The organism is Alkalisalibacterium limincola (assembly GCF_008017755.1).
GTDB classification, from domain to species: Bacteria; Pseudomonadota; Gammaproteobacteria; order Xanthomonadales; family Xanthomonadaceae; genus Alkalisalibacterium; species Alkalisalibacterium limincola.
Map to the genome: position 1 here is coordinate 306,287 of NZ_VRTS01000001.1, position 24,135 is coordinate 330,421.

Genomic DNA, 24,135 nt, shown 5'->3' on the forward strand with positions numbered 1-24,135 from the left:
GATGTGGTTTGAGGTCGATCAAACGGCCGCCACGCCTCGTGCCTACAATGCGGGTTGAGCCCTCGTGCCAGGAGCCTGCCATCAGAACCGGAACCGGACAATTGCGCTCCGCGGCCGTGTGGATAGCCGTCTACCTCGTGCTGGTCCTGGTGCCGCTTCTCGTACTGCTGGTGGGCGAGCGCCCTCGTCCGGGCGGCTTCTGGTGGGATTTCGCGATGGCGCTGGGCTACGCCAGCCTGGGCATGATGGGCCTGCAGTTCGCGTTGACCGCCCGTTTCAAGCGCGCCACGGCCCCGTTCGGCATCGACGTGATCTACACCTTCCACCGCTATCTTGCGATCGGTGCGTTCCTCGTGCTGCTGCTGCATGTGGGGATCCTGGTGTGGCGCCATCCGGTGGTGGCGGGTTGGCCGAACCCCGCGGGCGCGCCGGCGTACATGCTCTCGGGCTGGCTGGCGCTGCTGGCGTTCGCGCTGCTGGTGGGCAGCTCGCTATGGCGCAAGACCCTGCGACTTGAGTACGACGCGTGGCGGCGGGTGCACGTGGTGCTCGCGGTCGCGGGTGTCGTCGCCGCGCTCGTGCATGTGTTCGGTTCGGGAAGCTACCTGCAGGACACGCCCGCACGGCTACTGTGGATCGGGCTGGGTGCGTTCTGGCTCGGCCTGGCCGTCTGGGTGCGGCTGGCGCGTCCGGCCGCACTGCTTCGCCGACCCTGGCGCGTCATGGAAGTCCGGCCCGAAGCGAGCCACACGTGGACACTGGAGCTCGAACCCGAGCAGGGGGAGCCGTTCGCCTACCATCCCGGCCAGTTCGCGTGGCTGACCCTGCGTGCCTCGCCGTTCGCGATGAAGGAACACCCGTTCTCGTTTTCCTCCACCCCGACCCGACCCGGCCGCATCGCGTTCACGATCAAGGAGCTCGGGGACTTCACTTCGGGCATCGGCGACATCAAGCCGGGTGAACGGGCGTTCGTCGACGGGCCCTATGGCAGTTTCGGCATCGACAGGCACCCGGAAGCGGCCGGATACGTCTTCATCGCCGGAGGCGTCGGCATCGCACCGCTGATGAGCATGCTGCGGGCCCTCGCCGACCGGGGGGACACACGGCCGAAATGGCTGTTCTACGGCAACCGGGTCGCCGACCGCATCGTGTTCGGCGACGAGATCCGCAGCCTCGCCGACCGGATCAACATGCAGGTGGTCGACGTGCTGCTCGAGCCCGCTCCGGACTGGCAGGGGGAGCGTGGCTTCGTCGACGCCGGCGTGCTGGGGCGCTACCTGCCCGGCAGCCTCGAAGAGCGCCAGGCCCTGCAGTACTACGTTTGCGGGCCCACGCCGATGATCCGGCTGGCCGAGCAAGGCCTCGGAACCCTGGGTGTTGCGTTGAACAGGGTGCACTCCGAGATCTTCGACCTGGCCTGACGGCCACAACAAGGAGCAAGCGAACATGCGCGAACGATGGGCACGACGACTGGCCTGGATCACCTGCAGCCTGGTCCTGGTCTTTACCGCGGCCTTCGCCGCCACCTACAACGCCGGTACGGCCACGATCGCGGCCGAGCCGATGCTGCCGGTACCGCCAGCAGCCGCCCCCGGGGATGCCGAACGCGTCGCAAGGGGACGGGAGGTCTACGCATCGCTCGATTGCGCCACCTGCCACTCGATCGCAGGCGAAGGCAGTCCGCGAAGCCCGCTCGATGGTGTCGGCAGCCGCATGGAGCGCCCGGAGATCCGCGCCTGGACCCTCGGCGAGGACTCGGTGGCCGAGGACCTCTCGCCACGTGCGCTGCGCTCCAAGCGCGGTTACCGCGAACTCGACGGGGATGACGTCGACGCGCTGGTTTCCTACCTCGCCAGCCTGACCGACTAGGCACGGGGCCACGCCCCGGCTTCGGACATGGGCCGCCCCACGCCGGCATGCTTCAATAGGGAATGCCGGCCGCCCCTGGCGCCAGAACCGCTTCCGGAGCCCCCCGATGTCCCGACACTTCACCCTTCCGTTCGCCGCGGCGCTGCTGTTGGGCACCGCCGGTGGCATGACCCCGCCCCCGGCCCAGGCCGAAGCCGAAGCCGAAGCCGGCCGCATCCTCGACCTGCCCTACCTCGAGCGGGAGCTCGACAACGGCCTCAAGCTGATCGTGGTGCCCACCGACACGCCGGGCCTGGTCAGCCTCCAGATCCCGGTCCAGACGGGCTCGCGCAACGAGGTCGAGGACGGCAAGTCGGGATTCGCCCACTTCTTCGAGCACATGATGTTCCGCGGCACGCCGACCTACCCGGCCGACGCGTACCAGGCGGTGATACAGGCCGCAGGCGGCGACCAGAACGCCTACACCTCCTCGGACCTGACCAACTACTACATCAACTTCACGACCGAGGACCTGGAGAAGATCCTCGAGGTGGAGGCGGACCGTTTCCAGAACCTCGACTACTCCGAGGAGCAGTTCCGCACCGAGGCCCTCGCCGTCAAGGGCGAGTACCTCAAGAACTACGCCAACCCGCTGCTCAAGGGCTTCGAGGTGCTTTCCGAGCTCGCCTTCGATGTCCACACCTACGGCCACACCACGATGGGCTACTTCGACGACATCGTGGCGATGCCCGACCAGATAGAGTACTCGCGGGTTTTCTTCGACCGCTGGTACCGGCCCGAGTACACGACGGTGATCGTGGTCGGTGACGTCGACCCGGAAGCCACGGCCGCGCTGGTCGAACGCTACTGGGGTGGTTGGGAACGCGGAAGCTACGAGGTCGACATCCCGGTCGAGCCGCCGCTGGCCGGCCCGCGCTACAGCCACCTGGCCTGGGACGGTCCGACGCAGCCGTGGCTGCTCAACGCATGGCGCGGTCCGGCCTTCGACGCCGACTCCGCCGACACGCCGGCACTGATGCTGTTGGCCGAACTCCACTTCGGCAACACCTCGGAGATCTACCAGCAGCTGGTGGTTCGCGAGCGACTGGTCGACCAGTTCTTCGCCGGCGCCCCCACCAACAAGGATCCGGGCCTGTTCACGATCGGTGCGCGCCTTACCGACCCGGCCCATGCCGAGGCCGTCGTCACCGCGATCCAGGACACCCTGCTGCGTGCGCGCACCGAGGAGTTCGACGCGCGTCGACTCGCCGAAACGAAGTCGCGGGTGAAGTACGCGTTCGCGGCGACGCTCAATTCCGCCGCCAGCATCGGTGCCACGCTGGCGCGCTTCGTTCACCACGACCGGGATCCGGAAACCCTCAACCGCCTCTACGCGCGCTTCGACCGCGTCACCCCGGCGGAGATCGTCGACGCCGCCAACCGCGTCTTCACCGACTCCAATCGTGTCAGCGTGTCGATCGCCGCGGAAGAATCGCTGCCCGGCGCCAACGCCTTCCGCGAACTCGACCAGGAGGTCGCACGGTGGGCTGAAGCCACGCCAGGGGCCGACATCATCGTCATCGAGCAGCCCTCCGACGCGGCCCTGGTGACGTGCGCATCACCTTCCAGACCGGTGCGGCGTTCGATCCGCCGGGCAAGGCCGGCCTGGCCCAGCTCAGCGCCTCGATGCTGGCCAATGGCGGCAGCGCGCGTCGCAGCCACGCCGAGCTTCAGCAGGCATTCCATCCCATCGCCTCGGGCCTGTCGGTACAGGTCGACAAGGAACTGGTCACCTTCACCGCCACCGTGCATCGCGACAACCTGGAAACCTGGCATGGCCTGGTCCGGGAGATGCTGCTGGAGCCCGGCCTGCGCGAGGACGATTTCCAGCGTTTGCGGCAGCAGCAGGCCAACGCCATCCGCACCAGCCTGCGGGGCAACAACGACGAGGAACTGGGCAAGGAAGCGCTATACGAGATGGTGTATGGCGCGGGGCATCCCTATGGTCGACTCAGCCTGGGCCATGCGAGCCAAGTGGAGTCACTCACGTTGGCGGACGTCCGCGACTTCGTCGCCCGGCGCTTCACCAACGGCAACGTCGGCCTGGGCCTGGCCGGGGGTTACGACGCCTCCTTCCGGCAGGCCCTGCTTCGCGACCTGGACCGGCTTCCCGATGGCGGCCCGGGCATGCTCGCCGTACCCACGGTGGACCGGCCCGGCCAACGCGCGGCCCGCATCATCGAGAAGGAAACGCCTGGCGTGGCGGTCTCGTTCGGCTGGCCGATCGAGCTCAAGCGCGGCGATGACGACTGGATCGCCCTGTGGCTGGTGCGCAGCTGGCTTGGAGAGCACCGCAACAGCTCCGGCCGCCTCTACCAGCGCATCCGCGAGGAGCGCGGGATGAACTACGGCAGCTATGCCTACATCGAGTACTTCCCGGGCGGCATGTTCCGCATGCAGCCCGAGCCCGGCTATCCGCGCCGCAACGACCTGTTCCAGGTCTGGCTGCGCCCGTTGCGCGACAACAACGACGCGCTGTTCGCCACCCGCACCGCGCTGTGGGAGCTCGACCGCCTGGTCGATCAAGGCCTGTCGCAGGCGGAGTTCGAGGCCAGCAGGAATTTCCTGCACAAGTTCGTGGCGATCCTGACCTCGACCAGCGCCACGCGGCTGGGCTACGCCACCGATTCGGAGTGGTACGGCACGCCGGACTTCATCGACTACGTGCGCCGGGGCCTGGAGCGGCTGACGCTGGAGGACGTGAACGCCGCGATCCGCCGCTACATCCACACCGACGCGGCACAGTTCGTGTTCGTCACCCGCGATGGGGAGGGCCTGGCCGCCGCGCTGGCCGACGACGCGCCTTCGCCGATCGAGTACAACACCGAAAAGCCCGAGGCCCTCCTGGCCGAGGACGCGGAGATCGCTTCACGGCCGTTCGGCCTGTCCGTTGGCCGGATCGAAGTGGTCGACGCCGAGCGGGTCTTCGAGTAAGCCAGCCGCATGCGTCCAGCCGCACCCCACAGCGAGGAACTCAACGCCATCGAGCGCATGGGGCTGGGCTTCCTCCGAAGCCGCAGCAACAAGCACCGCGATGCCATGTGCGCGTGGCCTGCCCGTGTCCTCGAGCGGATCAAGCGGATCGAGCGGACCACCCTCGTCCACGCGGGCCTGTGCGGTGCCGTCGCCGGTGCGCTCATCGGCGCCAGCGAGCTGGTGCTCCATGCCCACTTCGGCGAGGACCGCGGGGGCGAGGACCTGCTTGACCAGTGGCCGTTCTGGGCTGCCTATCTGGGTATCGCGCTGGTGGTCAGCGCGGCCGAGATCGCCTATCTGTACTGGCGCGTCCTGCTGGCCGTGGCGCGCGTGGGCGAGCTCACCGGGCTGCAGCTTGGGCCAGAGGACGCGGAGAAGATGATGGCGCTCGGGCTCTCGCGCGCCGCGCTCGACATCCCCAATCCACGGGCTCCGATCCACGGCGTCGATCCGTATGCCCGGGTGCCGCGATGGCGACTCGTGCTGCAGGCGATCATGTACCGGGTGAAGGTCAGCGCAACCAGCGTCGTGCTGCGCATCATCCTGCGCCGCTTGCTGGGGCGCGCGGCGGTGCGCACCGTGCTTCCGTTCGCGGCAATCGCCGTATATGCGGTGTGGAACATGATCGTCACCAAGTGGATCCTCGCCAAGGTGCGGCACCGTGCGGCGGGGCCGGTCGCCCTTCGCGACCTGGACGAAATGATCAAGGCGCCGGTCGAGGCGATGGATGGCCAGGCCCGCCAGCTGGTGGCCGAAGCGGTGGCCGAAAGCATCACCCGCAGCCAGGACGCGCACCCGAACTACGTGCTGTTCCTCGACCAGTTGCTTGATCGCCTGGACCTGGATCCCGATGCGATCGAGCAGGACTGGTCGGCCTGGTCCGGGCGCGTCGCCGACCTCGATGAAGCGGCAGGCCAGGTGCTGTTGCGCACGGTGACCACGGTGACCGTCCTCGACGGCCGCTCGCGCAGGTCGCAGCGGGAATTCCTGTCGCAGATCGCGGCTGCTCGCGCACGCCGTTTCGACGAACAGGCGCTGCGCCGCCTGCGCCGCGCGTTCGACGATGGCCATGGGCTGGACGCGAAGTTGCTGAGCGCCGTGACCCCCAGGACCCGCGAGGTGGCGTGAGGGCGCGCGGCGCCTAGTCCGCGCCGTGTTGCTTCGCTGCGATGGGGGGGTGGGCGGTGTCGGCACGCGTGGCGACGAAGACGACCCAGTACTCCACGTGGGGCGATTCACGCAACCTGTGGAATCCCACCCCGATCTCATCCTGGGACTTGAAGAACTCGTGCTCGCCGAGCAGGTGCGAGCGATGCCGGTCGGAGCGCTTGAAAGCGGCCCAGGCCTCCTCGGGTCCTGCGAACCCGCCCGCTATCGCTTCGACCTGGTTCGCGCCCCCATGCGGGTACTGCCGGGGCAGTGGATAGCCGGACTGCCGCAGGCGCAGGTTCGGGGCCAGGCCGTTGGTGAAGTGGCTGATGCGGCCTTCCTCGGCCAGCTCGCGGGCCCGCTCCGACGCGATGCGTGACAGCACCGGGCTGCATCGCAACTCAGGCCGCCGCTGCCCGGGATCGGACGCGATCAGCAGCGCCAGCCGGGTGGCGGGCGCGCTTTCTCCGCAACCGACGGGCTCTTGGAAACGACTTTCTGCGTTGCGGCCATCGATAGGGTCGTTGTGAGGCACCGACTCCGGCCAATAGGGCCCCGCCCCCGCACTTGTGTAAAGCACGATTCCCAACAGCCCCATCCAGGGCAACCGTCGCGGCACGGGCGTCCTCCTCTTGAATGCGCCCTCGACCATAGTGGATCCGACCAGCCATGCAAACCCGGGGATGGGCGGTCGTTGCCCACGGCTCGCTTTGGTTAGCATTGGGGCATGACCGCAGCATCGATCCGCCTGTACCAGACCGCCGAACACCCCTGCGGCTACTGGCATGACCGGGCCGCCCGCGACCTGGTGCTGGACCCTCGCGACAGCCAGCTGCCCTCGTTGTATGCCGGCGCGCTGGCGATGGGCTTCAGGCGTTCGGGCGAGCACGTCTACCGCCCCTATTGCGCCCAGTGCAAGGCCTGCATCTCGGTACGCATTCCAGTGGCGCGCTTCAGGCCAAACCGCAGCCAGCGGCGCTGCCTGCGTCGCAACCAGGACATCGACGTGCGTGTCGTGGCCGCCGAACGCACGACCGAGCATTTCGTGCTCTACCAGCGCTACCTGCAAAGCCGCCATCGCCACGGTGGCATGGACGAGGCCCGTCCGAGCGACTTCGATGCCTTCCTGAAGTGCGCCTGGAGCCCGACGCGCTTCCTGGAGATGCGCCGCGGGGGCACGTTGATGGGCGTGGCGGTGACCGACTGCCTGCCCAATGCCCTCTCGGCGGTGTACACGTACTTCGAACCCGATGCGGCGGCACGCAGCCTCGGCAGCTTCGCGATCCTCAAGCAGATCGAATGGGCCCAGCGCGCAGGCCTCGAGCACCTGTACCTTGGCTACTGGATACAGGATCATCCGAAGATGGACTACAAATCCAGCTTCCACCCGCTCGAGAAGCTCGAGCGGGGCCGCTGGAGCAACCTGGACACCTCGGACCGGACATGACCAGACCCACCGTGGCGCTGCTCGCGGCGACCCTGTTCGCCCTGGCGTGCACGCCATCGCCCCCCGGCAGTTCGAATGACACCTCCTCCACGCCCATGACCCCACCGGCCACCGACGCGACGCTGCGCGTGGCGACGTTCAACGCCTCGCTGCATGGCGGGGAAGCTGGCGACGTGGCGCGCCAGCTTGCACAGGGCCACGAAAGGGCGCGCAAGGTGGCCGCGATCATCCAGCACCTGGCACCGGACATCCTGCTGATCAACGAGTTCGACCACGACGCCGACGGCGAGGCCGCCGACGCCTTCATGCGCGACTACCTCGCCGTTTCCCAGGCGGGCCAGGTGGCGATCGACTACCCGTATCGCTTCTTCGCCCCGGTCAACACCGGCATGCCCAGCGGCTTCGACCTCGACGGCGACGGACGCACCGATGGACCCGGCGACGCGTGGGGCTACGGCACGCACCCGGGCCAGTACGGCATGCTGCTGCTGTCCAGGTACCCGATCGACACCGAGGCGTCACGTACCTTCCAGCACCTGCGCTGGAAGGACCTGCCCGGCGCGCTGGAGGTGCAGGACCCCGAAACCGGGGCCCCCTGGTACCCCGCCCCGGCCTGGGAGCAGTTCCCGCTGTCGTCGAAATCCCATTGGGACGTGGCGTGGACACGCCACTGGGTCGCATCCACCTGCTGGCCGCCCACCCGACCCCCCCTGCCTTCGATGGGCCGGAGGGACGCAACCGCCTGCGCAACCACGACGAAATCCGCCTGTGGGCGGAGTACATCGGTTCGGGCGAAGCCGAGTGGCTGGTCGACGATGCCGGCCGCAGCGGTGGGCTGGGCGAGGACGCGCGGTTCGTCATCGTCGGCGACTACAACGCCGACCCGGTCGATGGCGCCAGCCACGGGCGCGCGATCCTCCAGCTGCTGTCCCACCCCCGCGTGCTGGATTACCCACCGCCGCGCAGCGAGGGCGGCGCGCTGGCGGCGCGCGAGCAGGGCGAGGCGAACGAGACCCACCGCGGCGACCCGGCCCATGACACCGGCAACTTCGATCCGCGCACCGGCAACCTGCGCGTCGACTACGTGCTGCCTTCGGTCGACTTCGAGGTGATCGACAGCGGCGTGTACTGGCCGCTGCCGGAGGAGGACGTACTGGGCGCCTCCGAAGCCAGCGACCATCACCTGGTCTGGGTGGACCTCAGGCTGGCGCCTTCGGACGATGACGCGCGGCCAGCACGCTGACCAGGTCGTTCCAGCCAAGGCCGCGCGCGCGCAGCAAGACCATCAGGTGGAAGACCAGGTCCGCGCCTTCCCCCAGCACGGCCTCGGCATCCTGCGCGACCGCCGCCAGGGCCGTTTCCACGCCCTCCTCCCCGACCTTCTGGGCAATGCGGCGCGTGCCCGACTCGAACAGGTGCGTGGTGTAGCTGTCGACCGGCCTGTCGGCCTCGCGCCCACGCACCAGGGCGTCGAGCTCGGACATGAACCCCGCAGGTGCCTTGGGAAAGCAACTCACGCGCTTGAGGTGGCACGTGGGTCCGTGGGGCACCGCCTGCACCAGCAGCGTGTCGCGGTCGCAGTCGGTCTCCAGCGAGACCAGTTCGAGGAAGTCGCCGGAACTCTCACCCTTCATCCACAGTGTCTTGCGGCTGCGGCTGTAGAAGCAGACCCGCCCGCTGGACAGTGTCTTGGCGAGGGCGTCGCGGCTCATGTAACCCAGCATCAACACGCGCTGGTCGCGCGCGTCCTGGACGATCGCCGGGATCAGCCCGGCCTGCTTGTCCCAGGCCAGTCGATCGATCTCATCGGAGTTCATCACGCACCTCCACGCCCTGCCCTCGCAGGAACCGCTTGAGTTCGGGGATCCGGATCTCTCCGGAGTGGAAGACACTGGCCGCCAGCGCGGCATCTGCGTCCGCGTCGAGGAACACGTCGCGGAAGTGCGCCGGCAGGCCGGCGCCGCCCGAGGCAACCAACGGTACCGCACAGCGCTCCCGGACCGCCTGCAGCTGTTGCAGGTCGTAGCCGGAACGAACCCCATCGGCCCCCATGCAGTTGAGCACGATCTCGCCGGCACCCAGCTGCTGCACTTCCTCGACCCAGTCCAGCGTTCGCCGCGGCATCGCGCGCATGCGTTCGGGGTCGCCGGTGTAGGCGCGGACGCGCCAGTCGCCGTCCTCGTCACGCAGGCTGTCGATGCCGACGACGACGCACTGCACGCCGAAGGCGTCGGCCAGTTCGGCGACCAGGGCCGGCCGCTCCAGCGCAGGCGTGTTGACCGAGATCTTGTCCGCGCCGGCATTGAGGATGATTCGCGCATCCGCCACGCTGCGTATGCCACCAGCGACGCAGAACGGGATGTCGATGATCCGGGCGACGCGTTCCACCCAGGCGGGGTCGACGCTTCGCGCCTGCGGACTGGCGGTGATGTCGTAGAACACCAGCTCGTCCGCGCCCTCGTCGCGATAGCGCAGCGCCAGCTCCTCGATCGCACCCACCACGACGTGGTCGCGGAAGCGCACCCCCTTGACCACCTGTCCGTCGCGCACGTCCAGGCACGGCACCAGCCGGCGGCTCAACATGCCAGTGCCTCTTCAAGACGCAGCCGGCCTTCCAGCAGGGCCTTGCCCAGTACGACGCCGCTGCAGCCAGCCTCGCGGGCACCACGCACGTCGTCCAGGTCGCGGACGCCACCCGACGCCTGCAGCGCGAGCCCGGGAACGAGACCAAGCAGGTGCCGGTAGAGGTCGAGGTTCGGGCCGAGCAGCATCCCGTCGCGGGCGATGTCCGTGCAAAGCAGGTGCTCGAGCCCGGCGTGCGCGTACTCCTGCGCCAGGTCATCGAGCGTGCGCGTGCTCGCCTCGGTCCAGCCAGCCACCGGCAGCGTCCACTGGCCCGTCTCGTCGCAGCGCGTGTCCAGCGCCACGGTGATGCGCCCGGACCCGTAGCGGCGAATCCAGCCTTGGACCAGTCCGGGCTCGCGTACGGCCAGGGAACCGATCACGACGCGTTCCGCACCCGCTTCGAGCAGGGTCACCAGGTCGCGTTCGCCACGCACGCCACCCCCGGTCTGGACCTTCAACCCTGCTTCCGCGCGCAGCCGCGCCAGCAGTGCGGTGAGCGTGTAGCCCCCCGCCCGGGCCGCGTCCAGGTCGACCAGGTGCAGCCACTCGGCACCGGCCCGGGCATAGGCGGTTGCCTGGGCCAGGGGGTCGTCGCCATAGCGGGTCTCGCGTTCGTAGTCACCCTGCAGCAGGCGGACCACGGCTCCGCCGCGCACGTCGATGGCGGGAAACACGGTGAATGTCATTGGCGGTGGCCCCTGAGGAAGTTTTCCAGGATGCGCGCACCGGTACTGGCCGAGCGCTCGGGATGGAACTGCGCGCCGGCCACGCTGCCGCGCTGGACCATGGCCGCGAACGGCTGTCCATGGGTGGTCGCGGCGATGCAGTCGCCGGTGACGGGCGCGGCGTAGCTGTGCACGAAGTAGGCCTGGGCACCGTCGCGCAGGCCCGCAAGCAGCGGCGACGGGCCACGGTGCGAAAGCCGGTTCCAGCCCATGTGCGGCACGCGCACGCCCGGCGCCGGGGCCAGGCGCCGCACCACGCCGGGGAGCAGGCCGAGGCAGGCGACATCGCCCTCCTCGGAGCCTTCGAACAGGAGCTGCATGCCCAGGCAGATGCCCAGCAGCGGCCGGTCCAGGGCGCGAAGCACGTCGACCAGCCCGTGACCGGCCAGCGTGCGCATCGCCGCGGCGGCCGCGCCGACGCCGGGCAGCACCACCCGGTCCGCGCGCCGGATCGTGTCCGGGTCGCGGTCAGCCGGGCTTCCACCCCGAGGCGCTCGAAGGCGTAGCAGACCGATCCGATGTTGGCGCCTCCGGAGTCCACGACCGCCACTCGCATCACAGCACGCCCTTGGTGCTGGGCAGGTCGGTACCTGCGCGCGCCAGCGCCTGCCGCAGCGCCCGCGCGGTGGCCTTGAAGCAGGCCTCGACCATGTGGTGCGCATTTTCCCCACGCACCTGCAGGTGCAGGTTGAGACCCGCGGTCTCGCACAGCGAGCGGAAGAAATGCGGCACCAGCTCGGTGGGCAGTCCGCCGACCTGCTCGCGCGGGAAGCTGCCCTCGAAGACAAAGTACGGACGACCGGAGAGATCCACGGCGGCGCTGGCCAGTGTCTCGTCCATCGGCAGTACGAAGCGCGCCGCCAGCTCGCGACTGTCGTGGTCGCTGGCGGCCGAGCCGTACCGGCCGATGCCGCGCTTGTCGCCCAGCGCGCTGCGCAGCGCCTGCCCCAGCGCCAGCGCGGTGTCCTCCACCGTATGGTGCTCGTCGATGTGCAGGTCGCCCTCGCAGTGCACCTTCAGCGCGAAGCCGCCGTGCTTGCCCAACTGTTCGAGCATGTGGTCGAAGAACCCCAGGCCGGTCCGCGCCTCCGGCTCGGCCACCTGGTCGAGGTCGATCGAGATGCGCAGCCGGGTTTCCCGGGTCGTGCGCTCCACGCTGGCACGCCGCCCACCACCCAGCAGCTCGGCAACGATGCCTTCCCAGGTCCACGGCCCCGGCGCAAGCTGGAACCCCCGGCAGCCCAGGTTCTCGGCCAGCTGCAGGTCGGTCGGCCGGTCACCGATCACCGCCGAACCGGCCAGGTCGATGCTGCGGTCGCGCAGGTAATGAAGCAGCAGGCCGACATTGGGCTTGCGGGTCGGCTTGGCCTCGTGCTCGAAGCTTTCGTCGACCAGCACCTCGCGGAAGCGGATGCCCTGCGATTCCAGCACCTGCATCATCAGCTGGTGAGGGCCCTCGAAGGCCTCGCGCGGGAAGCTGTCGGTGCCCAGGCCATCCTGGTTGGTCACCATGACCAGCTCGAAGCCGGCCGCGCACAGCGCCCGCAGCGCGGGGATGACGCCCGCCACGAAGCGCAGCTTGGCGTAGCTGTCGATCTGGAAGTCGGCCGGTTCTTCTATCAGGGTTCCGTCACGATCGACGAAAAGGATGCGTTGGCTCACTTGGAAACCTCCCCGGTCGCCTCAAGTGCGGCCAGCAAGGCCGCGTTGTCCCGTGTGCTGCCAATGCTGATGCGCAAGGCGTCGTCCAGTCCCGGCGCCGAGCGCATGTCGCGCACCACGACGCCGTGCTCCAGCAGGCCGCGATACACGCCCTGGGCATCCTCGAAACGCACCAGCAGGAAATTGCCCTGCGAGGGATAGACCCGGCGCACGCGGTCCAGGCCCTGCAGCGCGTTGTACAGCCGCTCGCGTTCGGCGATCGTTTCCGCCACGCGCTCACGGGTGCGTGCCAGCATCTTCGGTGCCAGCGCCGCCAGCGCCAGGTCCACGCAGGGCGATGGCAGCGGATACGGGGCCTGGCAGTTGCGCAGCAGTTCGATCAGGCGCTCGTCGGCCACCAGGCAGCCGACGCGGGCGCCCGCCAGGGCGTGGGCCTTGGAGAGCGTGCGCAGCACCGCCACGTTGGGCAGCGAGTCGATGAGGCCTACCGCGGAGGAAACCGAGGCGTACTCGCCATAGGCCTCGTCGACGACGACGATCGCGTGGCCCTCGAGCCGGCGTGCCAGCGCGGCGATCGCATCCACGTCGAGCGACTGGCCCGTCGGGTTGGCCGGTGAACACAGGAACACCAGCTTCGCGCGCTGCCCCAGTGCCGCCTCCGCCATGGCCGCCATGTCGGTGGTGAAGCCGTTGCCGTCCTCGAGCAGGGGCACCTCGACCAGGGGCGCGCCCTGCAGGCGCGCGCAAACCGCGTACATCCCGAATACCGGTGGCGCGCAAGCCACTGCGTCGATGCCGGGGCGGCACAGCGCGCGCACCAGCAGGTCGATCGCTTCGTCGCTGCCGCGTCCGACCAGGACCTGTTCCTGGCGCGCGCCGTACAGCTCGGCCAGGGCCTTCCGGAGTTGCGGTGGCTGCGGATCGGGATAGCGATGGGCTCCGTAGCGGCCATCGGCTGCGTTCGCCGACGGCGACTCGTTGGCGTTGAGCCATACCGCGCCGGCGACTCCGCTGCGTCGAGCAGAGGAATAGCCGGCGAACGACTGCAGGTCCTCGCGCACCAGTTCCAGTGGCGACGGGCGGATTTCCGTGCTCATGCATCCCCCCTGGCGAGGCGCCGCGTCACCGCCCGCTCGTGCGCGACAAGCCGCTCTGCCCGCGCCATCTCGGCGGCACCCGGGCCGATGGCACGCAGCCCCTCCCGCGACACCGACTGCACGCTGATCGTGGTCTGGAAGCTCGAGACCGACACGCCGCTGTAGGCCCGGGCTGCACCGCCCGTCGGCAACACATGGTTGGTGCCGGAGTTGTAGTCGCCCAGCGCCTCGGGCGCGAAGTCTCCAAGGAACACCGAGCCTGCTGCCTGGACCCGGTCGAGCCACCCCTCCGGTTCGCGCAGCGCGAGGATGAGGTGTTCGGGTGCGTAGCGGTTGCTGATGTCGAAGGCCTGGTCGAGATCGCGCACCCGCACCAGTCGCGAGGAGGAAAGCGCCTGCACTGCGAGCTCCGCACGCGGAAGCGTCGCCAGTTGCCGCTCTAGCTCGATGGTGACCGCATCGAGGATTTCCACCGAGTCCGAGAGCAGGAGGACCTGGGAATCCGGGCCGTGCTCGGCCTGCGAAAGCAGGTCGGCGGCGACGAACTCCGGATCGGCTCCAGAGTCGGCGATGACCAGCACTTCGGAGGGACCGGCCGGCATGTCGATCGCCGCTCCTCCCGCATCCTGCGCCACCGCCTGCTTGGCGGCAGTGACATAGGCGTTGCCTGGGCCGAAGAGCTTGTCGCACCTGGGCACCGTGCCGGTACCGTAGGCCATCGCGGCGATCGCCTGCGCACCGCCCACCCGGAAGACCTTTTCGATTCCGCACAGTTGCGCCGCAACGAGGACCGCGGGGTCCACCCCGCCATCCGGCCGCGGCGGGCTGCACAGCACCACGTCGCGGCAACCGGCCAGCATCGCCGGGACACCCAGCATCAGTGCCGTGGAAGGCAGCGGTGCCGAGCCCGCCGGCACGTACAGGCCAACCCGCCCGATGGGTCGGATCACCCGACCGCAGCGCACGCCGGGCGCGGTCTCGATGTCGAATCCCTCGGCCATCCCTGCACGGTGGTAGGTCGCGATCCGGTCGCGAGCCGCGACCAGCGCCTCGTAAAGTGCATCGGACACCGCCTGGCGCGCGGCGAGGAACGCGTCGGGCGCGACCTGGATCGCATCGATCTCGACCTGGTCGTAGCGCCGCGTCAGGGCCCTGAGGGCTGCGTCGCCGTCCGCACGGACCTGGTCGATGACCCGCGCGGCCGCCACACGCACCGTGGCGTCGAGCGCCATGGTCGGGCGCTGCAGCACGGCCTCGCGCTCCGCCTCGTCCAGGGCCATCCAGTCCACGCGTCGAACCGTCATGTCGTTCATGCCAGCATCTGCTCCACCGGCAACACCAGCAGCCCGCGGGCACCGATGCGCTTCATGTCCTCGAGCCTCTGCCAGGTCACCTCCTCGCGGCACACCGCTTGCAACGCGATCTGGTCGCCGCTGTTGTCCAGCCGCATCACCGTCGGTGGCTCGGCATCCGGCAGCAGCTTCAACAGCGCATCCAGCGACTCGCGCGGCGCCTGGCACATCAGCAGCTTGCTGCCGCGCACCCGCAGCACGCCGTCGAGCCGGCGCAGCAACATCGACGCCAGTTCGGCCCGCTCGTCGGCGAACGGTGTGGCGGGTCCGGCCAGCACGGCCTGGCTCTCGATGATCACGGCCACCTCCCGCAGCTGGTTGGCCGCCAGGGTGCCGCCGGTGGACACCAGGTCGCAGATCGCCTCGGCCTTGCCCAGGCGCGGCGCGATTTCGACCGACCCGGCCAGCACGACGACCTCGGCATCGACATCGTGCTCGCGCAACCACCGGCCCAGCAGCTGCGGGTAACTGGTGGCGATCCGGGTACCCGCCAGCGACTGCGGGCCTTCCCAGTTCCACTCCCGTGGCGCGGCAATGGACAGGCGGCAGCGGCCCGAGCCCAGTTCGCGCAGCGCGGTGAAGCCCTCCCCCAGGCCCTGCGTGCGTCGCTCCTCGGCCTGCTCCTCCAGCACGTTGAGGCCGACCACGCCGAGGTCGCACACGCCCTCTGCGATCAGTCCGGGGATGTCGTCATCCCGGACCAGCAGCAGGTCGATGGGCAGCGACTCGCCGTAGCAGAACAGCCGGTCGCGGCTCTCGCGAAAGCTCAGCCCGGCACGCGCCAGCAGCTCACGGGCGGGATCGGCCAGGCGGCCGGACTTCTGGATGGCAATGCGTAAGCGGTCGCGCGACTTCATGTCGCCTCCGGGTCGGTAAGCGGGGGGGAATTCAGTGGGATGCTTCGGATGGGTCGACGGCCGGGACGTCGGCGCAGCGCTCGGCGGCCCGGCGATAGCCGCCGGCGCCGAACTCGACGCTGCGCGCCACCCGCCCCACGGTGGTCACGCTGACGCCGGTGAGGTCGTGGATCTCCCGGTAGGGGACCCCCTGCAGGATCAGAGGGACCACCCGCCAGCGATCGGCGAGCGCCTGCATTTCCGCCGGGGTGCACAGGTCGGTCAGGAATGCCCTGATCTCCTCCGGCCCTTCCAGGGAGTCCAGGGCCTCGCACAACGCGTCGAGCTGTTGCGCGGGTGAGGTGTCGTTGGCGGTGCGCCGTTTCATTCCGCACAGTGTAATAGCGCGTTATTACATTAGCAAGCACTTCCTGGCCAACTTTCCGTGGCGGCCGGGAACGGGTACTGTTCGCGCATCGATCCGGGGGGAGGCGGTAACGCGTGCTGCGAGCAGCGATAGGTGCATTGTTGGCCGTGTTCGCCTGCGCGCTGGCCGCCCTGGCCCTGCCAGGCAGCGCGCTGGCCGCCACGGCGCATACCGCCACGCTGGCTCCCGGGGACGAGACCGTGGTCCTCGCGCCCTACATGCGCTGGCACTACGAGGAGGATGCCCGCGCCAGTTCGGCGGTCATGTTCGAAGCCCTGGCCGACGATGGCTTCCAGCCCCTGCCCGACGGTCGCACGACCTTCGGTTTCCGCGCGGGCGCGTTCTGGTTCCATGCCAGGGTGGTCAACCAGGACCCCACCCAGATCCGGCGACTCCTGGTCCAGCAATACCCGCTCAGCGATCGCATCGACCTGTACGTGCGCTACCGCGACGGCCACGTCGTGCACCAGGCCTCCGGTGACAGCCTGCCGTTCTCGAGCCGATCGGTGGCCTACCGGCACCCCAACTTCTGGATCGACCTGCCCATCGGCGAACCGGTCGACCTTCTGGTGCGGGTGAAGAGCGAAAGCTCGATGCAGGTCCCGCTGGTGCTTTACACGCCGACGGCATTCACCGAGCTGGCCAACAACGCCCAGTTGGGCATGGGCCTGTACTACGGCATCCTGCTGGCGCTGTTCTTCTACAACCTGATCCTGTGGCTGAGCCTTCGCGACCCGAGCTACTTCTGGTACATGTTCCACGTCGCCGGCTTCGGCCTGGTGCTGTTTTGCCTCAACGGCCTGGCCTTCGAATACTTCTGGCCCAATTCCGCCTGGCTGCAGGACAAATCGGTACCGGTGTCGATCTGCATCTCGCAGATCGGCATGCAGCAGTTCGCGCGCGTGTTCCTCGGGCTGCGCGAACGCTGGCGGATGGGCGACATCGCCTGCACGGCGATCATCGGCTTCTTCTTCCTCTGGGGCCTGGCGTCGATGCTGCTGCCCTATCGCATCGCGACCCCGATCGCGTCCGCCGCGGTCCTGCCCAGCGTGGCCTGGATCGCCGTGGTCACCTTCGTCACGCTGCGCCGTGGCTACCGGCCAGCCGCCCTCTTCCTGCTCGCCTGGGGCGTGTTCCTCCTGGGCACGGCGACCTTCACCCTGGTCGCCTTCGGCGTCCTGCCGAAGATGTTCATCACCGAGTACGGCGTGCAGATCGGCTCGGCGATGGAGATGATCCTGCTGTCGTTCGCACTCGCCTACCGCTATGCCGCGCTGCGCAGCGAGAACGAACGCATCGTCCATGAGGCCAAGCAGCACCTCGAACACAGCGTGAGCATGCGCACCGGCGAGCTGAGTTCAGCCCTGGAGGAACTGGCCGAGGTCAACAGCCGCCTGCGCGAGTCGAACCGTCGCGACGCACTCACCGGCACCTTCAACCGTCGCTGGTTCATGGCCGAGTTCGAACGCCTGCTGGTCGATGCACGCGAGGACCAGCGACCGCTCGGCCTGCTGATGATCGACATCGACTACTTCAAGCGCATCAACGACACCCATGGGCACATGGTGGGCGATGAATGCCTGCGCCAGGTCGCCCGCAACATGCAGGCCCAGCTGCAGCAGCACGACGCGCTGGTGGCACGCTTCGGCGGCGAGGAGTTCGTCGTGGCACTGCGCGACCTCGACCAGGTCGAATCCATGCAGGTGGCACAGGCACTGTGCGCGTCGATCGCCGCATCGCCTTGCGCATGCGCGACCTGCTCCTGCCACTGACGCTCAGCATCGGCGCGTACTCGGTCCCGCCGCGCGAGCCGGTCAGCCCGGACGAGGCGATCCGGCGCGCGGACGCGGCCCTCTACGAGGCCAAGGATGCCGGCCGCAACTGCGTGCGCGGCCCCAGCACGCTACAGGCCTGAACCGCCCCCGCGCATCGCCTGCGCGGGCTCATCCCCCGCGCGGGCGCGCGCCGCTGAAAGCAGCCGGCCCGACGCGACCAGCCGGACCGCCGTCTGCACTTCGGCATCCATGGCGCGGTCGAAACGCATGAACGGGATCTCCTCGCGCAGTGCGTCGAGCGCGGCGCTGACGGCGTTGCCCGGGGTGAACTCCGCGCTTTCGGCAAGCTCGCGTCGCAGGCCTTCCACTTCGGCGAGGAAGGCCGCGCGGTCCTCGTGCCCCACGGGGGGCGCTCCGTGCACCTTCGAGGCCAGGGATTCGGCGTCGCCGCTGCGCGCGAGCTCGCGCGCCGCATTGATCATGTCGCGACGGAAGTCCAGCGCCTGGGCTGCCACGTAGGCTTCCAGGCCCAGCACCTTCCCCAGGTCGGCGCACATGTCGAGCACGTGGCGGGCCTCGTTCGCACCCATCGACACGTGGTCCTCGGCATTCGCGCTGGTGGGCACCGAGTACACCGAGGCCGGATGCGCCCGGGTGGCGAGGTCGTTGACGATCGCCGCCGCCGTGTACTGCACGATCATGCATCCGGACTCGGTCGCGTCCTCGTTGCCGATCAGGAACGGCGGCAGGCCATCGGAGGTCGCCGGGTCGACCAGCTTGTTCAGGCGCCGCTCCGAGATCGAGGCAAGCACCGGGATGGCGGCCTTGATGTAGCTCATCGCCAGCGCCAGGGGCATGCCATGGAAGTGGCCCGCCGAGACGACGCGGTCCTCGATCGGCATGTCCTCGGAGACATGGCCGGGAAACACGAGCGGGTTGTCGGTGACCGCGTTGAGCTCGATGTCGTGCACCCGCTGCGCCTGCGCCAGCGCATCGCGCACCGCGCCGTGCACCTGAGGGACACAGCGCAGCGAATAGCTGTCCTGCGGTTGGTGCTTCTTGCCGCCGCGGAACGGCCGGAAACGCTGGTAGAAGCGCTCGCGCCCGTGCCGCTGGCCCAGCGGCACCCAATCCCAGCCGATGTCGAAGCGCAGCGCCTGCTGCTCCGCTGTCTGCCAGCTGTCGGGCTGCCAGGGCCGGAAGCGCGGCACGAGGTGGTAGGGGATGTCGGCCAGGGTGGAACCATCCAGCAGCTCGCGCAGGTTGGCCGCCACATCGACCTGGCCCGGGTGCGGGCGCAGCGCGTGGACGGCCTCCCGGAACGCGCCCAGGCGTCCGGCGAACGCATCGACCGTCATCGCCGCGGCCAGGTCCGCCGTGTCCAGGAGCTGCTCGAGCTGGTCGAGCGCCAGGACGCCGCAGGCCAGCATCTGCGCGGTGCCGTTGTTGAGGGCGAGCCCCTCCTTGTACGACAGTTCCACCGGCGAAAGCCCGGCGCGACGCAGCGCCTCGCCACCGGGGACGCGCTCGCCGTCGAGGAAGGCTTCGCCGCCGCCCAGCAGCACGATCGCCAAGTGCGAGAGCGGTGCCAGGTCGCCGCTTGCGCCGACCGATCCCAGCTTCGGCACCACCGGCACGATGCCGGCGTTGAGCATGTCGACCATGGCCTGCAGCGTCTGCACGCGAATCCCGGAGTGGCCCTTCATCAGCGTGTTGATGCGGATGACGAGCATGGCCCGCACCACGTCGGCCGCGAACGGCTCGCCCACGCATACGGCGTGGGTGATGATCAGGTTGCGCTGCAGTTCCGAATGCAGCGAGCCCGCGTCGGGGTCGCGCGTGGCCCCGGGCAGCTCGTCACGCAGGCGGTGCGCGCCCAGCAGACGGTCGGCATTGCTGCCGAATCCGGTGGAAACGCCGTAGATGGGTTCCTGCTGGCGAACCTGCTCGGCGAGGAAATCGGCCGCGCGGCGCACCTGCTCCAGCTGGCCGGCATCGAGCTCGGCCCGCGCCCCGCGGGCCACCGCCACGACGTGGCCGCGGGTCAGCGAGCGGCCGTCGAGGCGGATCGTCTCGTTGTGGGCTTCATTCGACATGCATCACCCTCGCCTGCTCAAGCTCCACCTTCAAGGCGCCACCCAGCTCCCCGCGCCCCACCTCGAACTGTTCGCCGCGGCGCAGGTCCTTGACCGTCACCACGCCCCGCGCCGCCTCGTCCTCGCCGGACAGCACGACGAACCGGATGCCGGCGCGGTCCGCGTACTGGAACTGCTTGGCCAGCTTCTTCGGCTCGAGCTGCACCTCGGTGTTGATGCCCGCCGCGCGCAACTGCTGCGCCAGCGCCAGGCTGTCCTCCACGCGCGCATCGTCCATCAGGGCCACCAGTGCCTTGACGGTGGACTCGGCGGTCGAGACGATGCCCGCCTCGCGCAATTGCCAGAACAGGCGCGTGAGGCCGATCGAGATGCCGACGCCGGGCAGGTGGGACTTCGTGTAGTTCTCCGCCAGGTTGTCGTAGCGACCACCCGAGCAGATGGAACCGATCTGGGGATACTCGTCCAGCGTGGTCTCGTACACCGTGCCCGTGTAGTAATCCAGGCCACGCGCGATCGAAAGGTTGATCGCGACCGCATCGTCGGGGACGCCGAAGGCCTGGACCAGCGAAAGCACCTCGCGCAGTTCCGCCACGCCTTCCTCGAAGCTCGCGCTGCCCCCACCAAGCACGTCGAGTCGGGCCAGGCCGTCGGCCAGGCCACTGGATCGGATCGCGACGAAATCCATGATGGCGCGCACCACCTCGTCGGCCAGGCCGAAATCCGGGCCGGTCAGCGTTTCGAAGACCGCTTCCGGGCCTCGCTTGTCGAGCTTGTCGACCTCGCGCAGCACAAGCATCTGCTGCTCGCCGTCGGCCACGCCCTGGCCTTCGAAGAAGCCGCGCATCAGCTTGCGGTTGTTGATCTGGATCGTGAACGGTCCGATGTCCAGGTCGCTGAACACGGCGTGGATCACCGCCGGGATCTCGGCATCGAAGCGCAGCCCCAGCGTGTCCTTGCCGATCACGTCGATGTCGCACTGGTAGAACTCGCGGAAACGACCACGCTGGGCGCGTTCGCCCCGGTAGACGCGCTGCATCTGGTAGCGCTTGAACGGGAACGCGAGCTCATGCTCGTACTGCGCCACGTAGCGCGCCAGCGGCACGGTCAGGTCGAAGCGCATCGCCAGCTCGGGCAGCCCCTCCCCGCCCTTCTCGAGCGCCCCCGTGGACTGCACGAAATACACCTGGCGTTCGGTCTCCCCACCGGTCTTGGTCAACAGGACATCGGAGAGCTCCATCACCGGGGTTTCCACCGGCAGGAAGCCGAAGCGCTCGTAGTTGCGCCGGATCACGTCGAGCATGCGCTGGAACGCGATCTGGTCGCGCGGCAGCAGCTCCATGACGCCGGGCATGGTGCGGGGCTTGATCAAGTCCGTACTCCGGATGCTGGGGCAAACCGCCATTCTAACCGCTGGGCACCGGCCTTGACCCGGCTCGCGGGCCAGCCCGTGGAGCATGGGCGGGAGAAATATGTTGCCAGCCGGGGCGAGCCCCCCTAGAATGTGCGGCTCGAAGTCGGGGTGTAGCTCAGCCTGGTAGAGCGCTACGTTCGGGACGTAGAAGTCGCAGGTTCAAATCCTGTCTCCCCGACCAATTCGATGCCAAGGCCCGCCGATCGGTGGGCCTTTTGCGTTTTCCCGGCGCCTCAGAACGCGATGACGCCCTCGAACATGATGAACCGGTAGCTGTAGCGGTCCCGCTGCGCGCTCGTCGACACCGGGGTGTCCGAGTAGCCGACGTTGATCCGCACCCAGCTGTCGCGCCAGCGCGGGCTTTCGTAGCCGGCCTGCAGCAGGCGCGCACGCCTGGAGTCCTCGGCCGCCGTTCGCTGCCGTCCGACGCCCGCCACGGCATTGAACTGGTGGCCGGAGACGAACCTGCGCCAACCTACCGCGGGAATGACATCGACGTACCAGGCCGGCGAGAAGTAGTCGCCGAGGTTCGGTTCGGAATTGCGGTGGTAGCGCGTGCGCAGCTGCAGGCTCAGTCCCTGCTCGCGCCACACGGAGAGCACGCCGTTGGCACGCAGGTGCACGCGCCGGTTGCCGTCGTCGAAATCCTGCCAGCCCGCCAGGCCGGTCACGCTCGCGCGCTCCCCAAGCGGTTGGTCGATCGCCGCGCCCAGGAAGGTCACGACCTGTTCGCGTTCCACGCCCTGCCGCGTCTCCAGCAACTCGCGTTCGATGAACAGCTCGCGACGGCGCGGACCTTCCGTGTTCATGGCCGCCGAGCCGAGCAACCGGTCCCCGTTGGTTCCCGGCGACACCCGCCACCGCCAGGTGTCGTCGTCGATGTCGCCCGAACCCAGCGTGCCGGCAGCCTGGAAGTAGACGCGCTGTTCCTCGTGGGACCAGCCAGGCGCGACGAAGCGCGCCTGCTCGACCTTGGCGCCGACCCAGTGCTCGCGATCCCGGCGCTGGAAGTCCCAGCCCAGGCCGAACCGGGTGAGTTCGGCGCCATCGGCGTCGGAGGAATGGAAACCATCCACCCGCAGCGCCTGGTGGCCCTCCTCCCCCGCCGCCGACGCGCCGGGAACTCCCACCAGGCCAAGCACCAGTGCACCCAGCGAAAACATGGGCCGCCTCACTTGGTACCCCAGCTCTTGCGAAGCTTCAGCAACTCCGCCACGTAACCCATCACGCACACCGGCTGCAGCAACATCGTGTAACCCACCGTATAGAACAGGAAGCCCGTGATGTTGCGTCGGACCGCGAGGTCCTGCGATTTGAACATCCGGGACTGGACGCGGAAGATGACGATGTTCCAGATCGCCGCAAGCGGCAACACCAGCAACGTCATCAGTCCCGCGATCCAGTAGTAGCCGAATAGCGCCAGAACGATTCCCGGCAGGAAGGCCAGCGTGTAGACGGTATCCAGGGGCAGGAACAGCAGGTTCCACCAGATGAACAGCGTGCTCAACCGGCGCTTGAAGAGCAGCGGCCAATGCCTGGCGAAAGCTTCGATGAGGCCGCGCGACCAACGCTGGCGCTGGCGCGCGAACTGCTTTACGTCCACCGGCACGTTGGTGAACAGGCAGGCGTCCTCGCAGTAGCCCACGCGTGCGCCGGTCTTGAGCAGCGCCCAGGACACGACGATGTCCTCGCCGACGCACTCCGGCCAGCCCCCGACGCCGTTCAACGCCTCCCGCGTGTACAGCGAGAACGCTCCCTGGGCCACCAGCGTGCCGTGGTACATGCTCTGCATCCGCTTCACCGCGGCGATGCCGTGGAAGTAGTCCCACTCCTGCGCCCGCGCCAGCCAGCTGTCGCGCGAATTGCGCACCAGCACGGCACCGGCCACCGCCACGGTGTTCGGGGGGTCGGACAGGAAGCGCTGCACGATCTTGCTCAACGCATCGGTGCGCAACCACGAGTCCCCGTCCACGGTGATCACCAGCGGCTGCGTCGTTTCCGACAGCCCCCGATTGAGCGCCCTGGCCTTGCCCCCGTTCTCGCCCAGGGCGATCACCCGGACCGTCAGGCCGGAGCGTTCGATGCGTCCGGCTTCGGCGCGCGCCAATGCCAGGGTGTCGTCCGTGGAGCCATCGTCGATGACCACGACCTCCAGTTCGCCCGGGTAATCCTGTCCGGCCAGGCTGCGTAGCGTGTCGACGATGTTGGTCCGCTCGTTGTAGCAGGCCACCAGGACGCATATCGCCGGGTACTCGGCGAGGGCCCTGCGTATGGGTCGCCGGTCGAACGCGATCGAGCCGATCAGGAACGCGTTCATGAACCCGGGTACGTAGGCGATGAACACGATGACGAGCAACGCCAGGGCGAAGCCGACATGCATCGACAGTTCGGCGAGCCACGGCTGTGACAGCCACACGCTCAGCACCACCCAGGCGACGGCGATGGAAAACGCCAGCGCGAACTTGACCGGCACGCCCAGGTAGATGCGCTGGTTGTTGTCTGGTGTCCGGGGCTCTGGAGATCGAGGCGGTTGGCGGGACTCTCGGCGTGAATCGTCCGGAAGTTCCGGACGCTTGTGGGGGTTGTACATAATTCCGGGTGCGTGGAGGGGGCACCCGGCAACAAGCATGGAACATGCCAATTGGGGGA

General features: G+C 68.7%; 20 protein-coding genes, 1 tRNA gene and 3 pseudogenes. 10 read left to right on the top strand and 14 right to left on the bottom strand.

Annotated features, from left to right (window positions below):
- Nucleotides 1–101: 101 nt before the first annotated feature.
- The 5 genes and pseudogenes from FU658_RS01395 (at nucleotide 102) to FU658_RS01415 (ending at nucleotide 6,012) form a co-directional block, all read left to right on the top strand.
- The gene (locus FU658_RS01395) at nucleotides 102–1,421 is read left to right on the top strand and encodes a ferredoxin reductase family protein (RefSeq protein ID WP_187265854.1); all 1,320 of its coding nucleotides are present in this window, start codon (nucleotides 102–104) and stop codon (nucleotides 1,419–1,421) included.
- A 25-nt stretch (nucleotides 1,422–1,446) separates the two neighbouring features.
- Nucleotides 1,447–1,869 carry a c-type cytochrome gene (locus FU658_RS01400; protein ID WP_147890464.1) on the top strand — a complete coding sequence of 141 codons (423 nt, stop codon included), beginning with the start codon at nucleotides 1,447–1,449 and terminating at the stop codon, nucleotides 1,867–1,869.
- A 166-nt stretch (nucleotides 1,870–2,035) separates the two neighbouring features.
- Nucleotides 2,036–3,118: pseudogene (locus tag FU658_RS14960) on the top strand (M16 family metallopeptidase); the annotation flags it as partial.
- 341 nt (nucleotides 3,119–3,459) lie between these two features.
- The gene (locus FU658_RS01410) at nucleotides 3,460–4,842 is read left to right on the top strand and encodes a M16 family metallopeptidase (protein WP_147890465.1); all 1,383 of its coding nucleotides are present in this window, start codon (nucleotides 3,460–3,462) and stop codon (nucleotides 4,840–4,842) included.
- A gap of 9 nt (nucleotides 4,843–4,851) precedes the next feature.
- A complete protein-coding gene (locus tag FU658_RS01415) occupies nucleotides 4,852–6,012 on the top strand; it encodes an LBF_2804 family protein (protein ID WP_147890466.1) in 1,161 nt (386 codons plus the stop codon).
- A 13-nt stretch (nucleotides 6,013–6,025) separates the two neighbouring features.
- On the opposite strand, the gene FU658_RS01420 is transcribed toward FU658_RS01415, so the two are convergent.
- Nucleotides 6,026–6,418, bottom strand: coding sequence for a CAP domain-containing protein (locus FU658_RS01420; RefSeq protein WP_147890467.1), 393 nt, complete (start codon nucleotides 6,416–6,418; stop codon nucleotides 6,026–6,028).
- A gap of 342 nt (nucleotides 6,419–6,760) precedes the next feature.
- On the opposite strand from FU658_RS01420, the gene FU658_RS01425 reads away from it, so the two are divergent.
- A complete protein-coding gene (locus FU658_RS01425; protein WP_147890468.1) occupies nucleotides 6,761–7,480 on the top strand; it encodes an arginyltransferase in 720 nt (239 codons plus the stop codon).
- Nucleotides 7,477–8,723 (top strand): annotated as a pseudogene (locus FU658_RS15890) (endonuclease/exonuclease/phosphatase family protein). Before FU658_RS01425 ends, FU658_RS15890 begins: the two are co-directional and overlap by 4 nt.
- Here the strand turns inward: FU658_RS15890 and hisIE are convergent.
- The 9 genes and pseudogenes from hisIE to FU658_RS01475 form a co-directional block, all read right to left on the bottom strand.
- Nucleotides 8,680–9,297 (bottom strand): bifunctional phosphoribosyl-AMP cyclohydrolase/phosphoribosyl-ATP diphosphatase HisIE, encoded by a 618-nt coding sequence (hisIE, locus tag FU658_RS01435; RefSeq protein ID WP_147890469.1) that lies wholly within the window; start codon nucleotides 9,295–9,297, stop codon nucleotides 8,680–8,682. The pseudogene FU658_RS15890 and the gene hisIE overlap by 44 nt on opposite strands.
- The gene (gene hisF / locus FU658_RS01440; protein ID WP_147890470.1) at nucleotides 9,284–10,063 is read right to left on the bottom strand and encodes an imidazole glycerol phosphate synthase subunit HisF; all 780 of its coding nucleotides are present in this window, start codon (nucleotides 10,061–10,063) and stop codon (nucleotides 9,284–9,286) included. The genes hisIE and hisF overlap by 14 nt, the downstream gene beginning before the upstream one ends.
- A complete protein-coding gene (gene hisA, locus FU658_RS01445; RefSeq protein ID WP_147890471.1) occupies nucleotides 10,057–10,791 on the bottom strand; it encodes a 1-(5-phosphoribosyl)-5-[(5-phosphoribosylamino)methylideneamino]imidazole-4-carboxamide isomerase in 735 nt (244 codons plus the stop codon). Before hisA ends, hisF begins: the two co-directional genes overlap by 7 nt.
- Nucleotides 10,788–11,389, bottom strand: a pseudogene (gene hisH / locus FU658_RS01450) (imidazole glycerol phosphate synthase subunit HisH). The gene hisA and the pseudogene hisH overlap by 4 nt, the downstream one beginning before the upstream one ends.
- Nucleotides 11,386–12,492 carry a bifunctional histidinol-phosphatase/imidazoleglycerol-phosphate dehydratase HisB gene (gene hisB, locus FU658_RS01455; RefSeq protein WP_147890472.1) on the bottom strand — a complete coding sequence of 369 codons (1,107 nt, stop codon included), beginning with the start codon at nucleotides 12,490–12,492 and terminating at the stop codon, nucleotides 11,386–11,388. The pseudogene hisH and the gene hisB overlap by 4 nt, the downstream one beginning before the upstream one ends.
- The gene (gene hisC / locus FU658_RS01460) at nucleotides 12,489–13,589 is read right to left on the bottom strand and encodes a histidinol-phosphate transaminase (protein ID WP_147890473.1); all 1,101 of its coding nucleotides are present in this window, start codon (nucleotides 13,587–13,589) and stop codon (nucleotides 12,489–12,491) included. Before hisC ends, hisB begins: the two co-directional genes overlap by 4 nt.
- Complete coding sequence (gene hisD / locus FU658_RS01465) at nucleotides 13,586–14,893, bottom strand: histidinol dehydrogenase (RefSeq protein WP_147890722.1); 1,308 nt, start codon at nucleotides 14,891–14,893, stop codon at nucleotides 13,586–13,588. Before hisD ends, hisC begins: the two co-directional genes overlap by 4 nt.
- 5 nt (nucleotides 14,894–14,898) lie before the next feature.
- The gene (gene hisG, locus FU658_RS01470) at nucleotides 14,899–15,798 is read right to left on the bottom strand and encodes an ATP phosphoribosyltransferase (RefSeq protein WP_147890474.1); all 900 of its coding nucleotides are present in this window, start codon (nucleotides 15,796–15,798) and stop codon (nucleotides 14,899–14,901) included.
- A 31-nt stretch (nucleotides 15,799–15,829) separates the two neighbouring features.
- Nucleotides 15,830–16,165, bottom strand: a complete 336-nt coding sequence (locus FU658_RS01475; protein WP_147890475.1) for a YerC/YecD family TrpR-related protein — start codon at nucleotides 16,163–16,165, stop codon at nucleotides 15,830–15,832.
- A gap of 113 nt (nucleotides 16,166–16,278) precedes the next feature.
- On the opposite strand from FU658_RS01475, the gene FU658_RS01480 reads away from it, so the two are divergent.
- Nucleotides 16,279–17,976 (top strand): sensor domain-containing diguanylate cyclase, encoded by a 1,698-nt coding sequence (locus tag FU658_RS01480; RefSeq protein ID WP_147890476.1) that lies wholly within the window; start codon nucleotides 16,279–16,281, stop codon nucleotides 17,974–17,976.
- Nucleotides 17,952–18,119: a diguanylate cyclase domain-containing protein gene (locus FU658_RS01485; protein ID WP_147890477.1), complete on the top strand. Its 168-nt coding sequence runs from the start codon at nucleotides 17,952–17,954 to the stop codon at nucleotides 18,117–18,119. The genes FU658_RS01480 and FU658_RS01485 overlap by 25 nt, the downstream gene beginning before the upstream one ends.
- Here the strand turns inward: FU658_RS01485 and FU658_RS01490 are convergent.
- Nucleotides 18,108–20,075 carry an HAL/PAL/TAL family ammonia-lyase gene (locus FU658_RS01490; protein WP_147890478.1) on the bottom strand — a complete coding sequence of 656 codons (1,968 nt, stop codon included), beginning with the start codon at nucleotides 20,073–20,075 and terminating at the stop codon, nucleotides 18,108–18,110. The genes FU658_RS01485 and FU658_RS01490 overlap by 12 nt on opposite strands.
- The gene (gene hisS / locus FU658_RS01495) at nucleotides 20,065–21,444 is read right to left on the bottom strand and encodes a histidine--tRNA ligase (protein ID WP_147890479.1); all 1,380 of its coding nucleotides are present in this window, start codon (nucleotides 21,442–21,444) and stop codon (nucleotides 20,065–20,067) included. Before hisS ends, FU658_RS01490 begins: the two co-directional genes overlap by 11 nt.
- A 146-nt stretch (nucleotides 21,445–21,590) precedes the next feature.
- Between hisS and FU658_RS01500 the strand changes: the two genes are divergently transcribed.
- Nucleotides 21,591–21,667 (top strand) — tRNA-Pro (locus FU658_RS01500).
- Nucleotides 21,668–21,719: 52 nt separating this feature from the next.
- Here the strand turns inward: FU658_RS01500 and FU658_RS01505 are convergent.
- The gene (locus FU658_RS01505) at nucleotides 21,720–22,649 is read right to left on the bottom strand and encodes a PgaA family protein (RefSeq protein WP_147890480.1); all 930 of its coding nucleotides are present in this window, start codon (nucleotides 22,647–22,649) and stop codon (nucleotides 21,720–21,722) included.
- Nucleotides 22,650–22,657: 8 nt separating this feature from the next.
- Entirely contained in the window at nucleotides 22,658–24,076 is a 1,419-nt protein-coding gene (locus FU658_RS01510) for a glycosyltransferase family 2 protein (RefSeq protein WP_187265855.1), read from the bottom strand.
- Nucleotides 24,077–24,135: the final 59 nt, after the last annotated feature.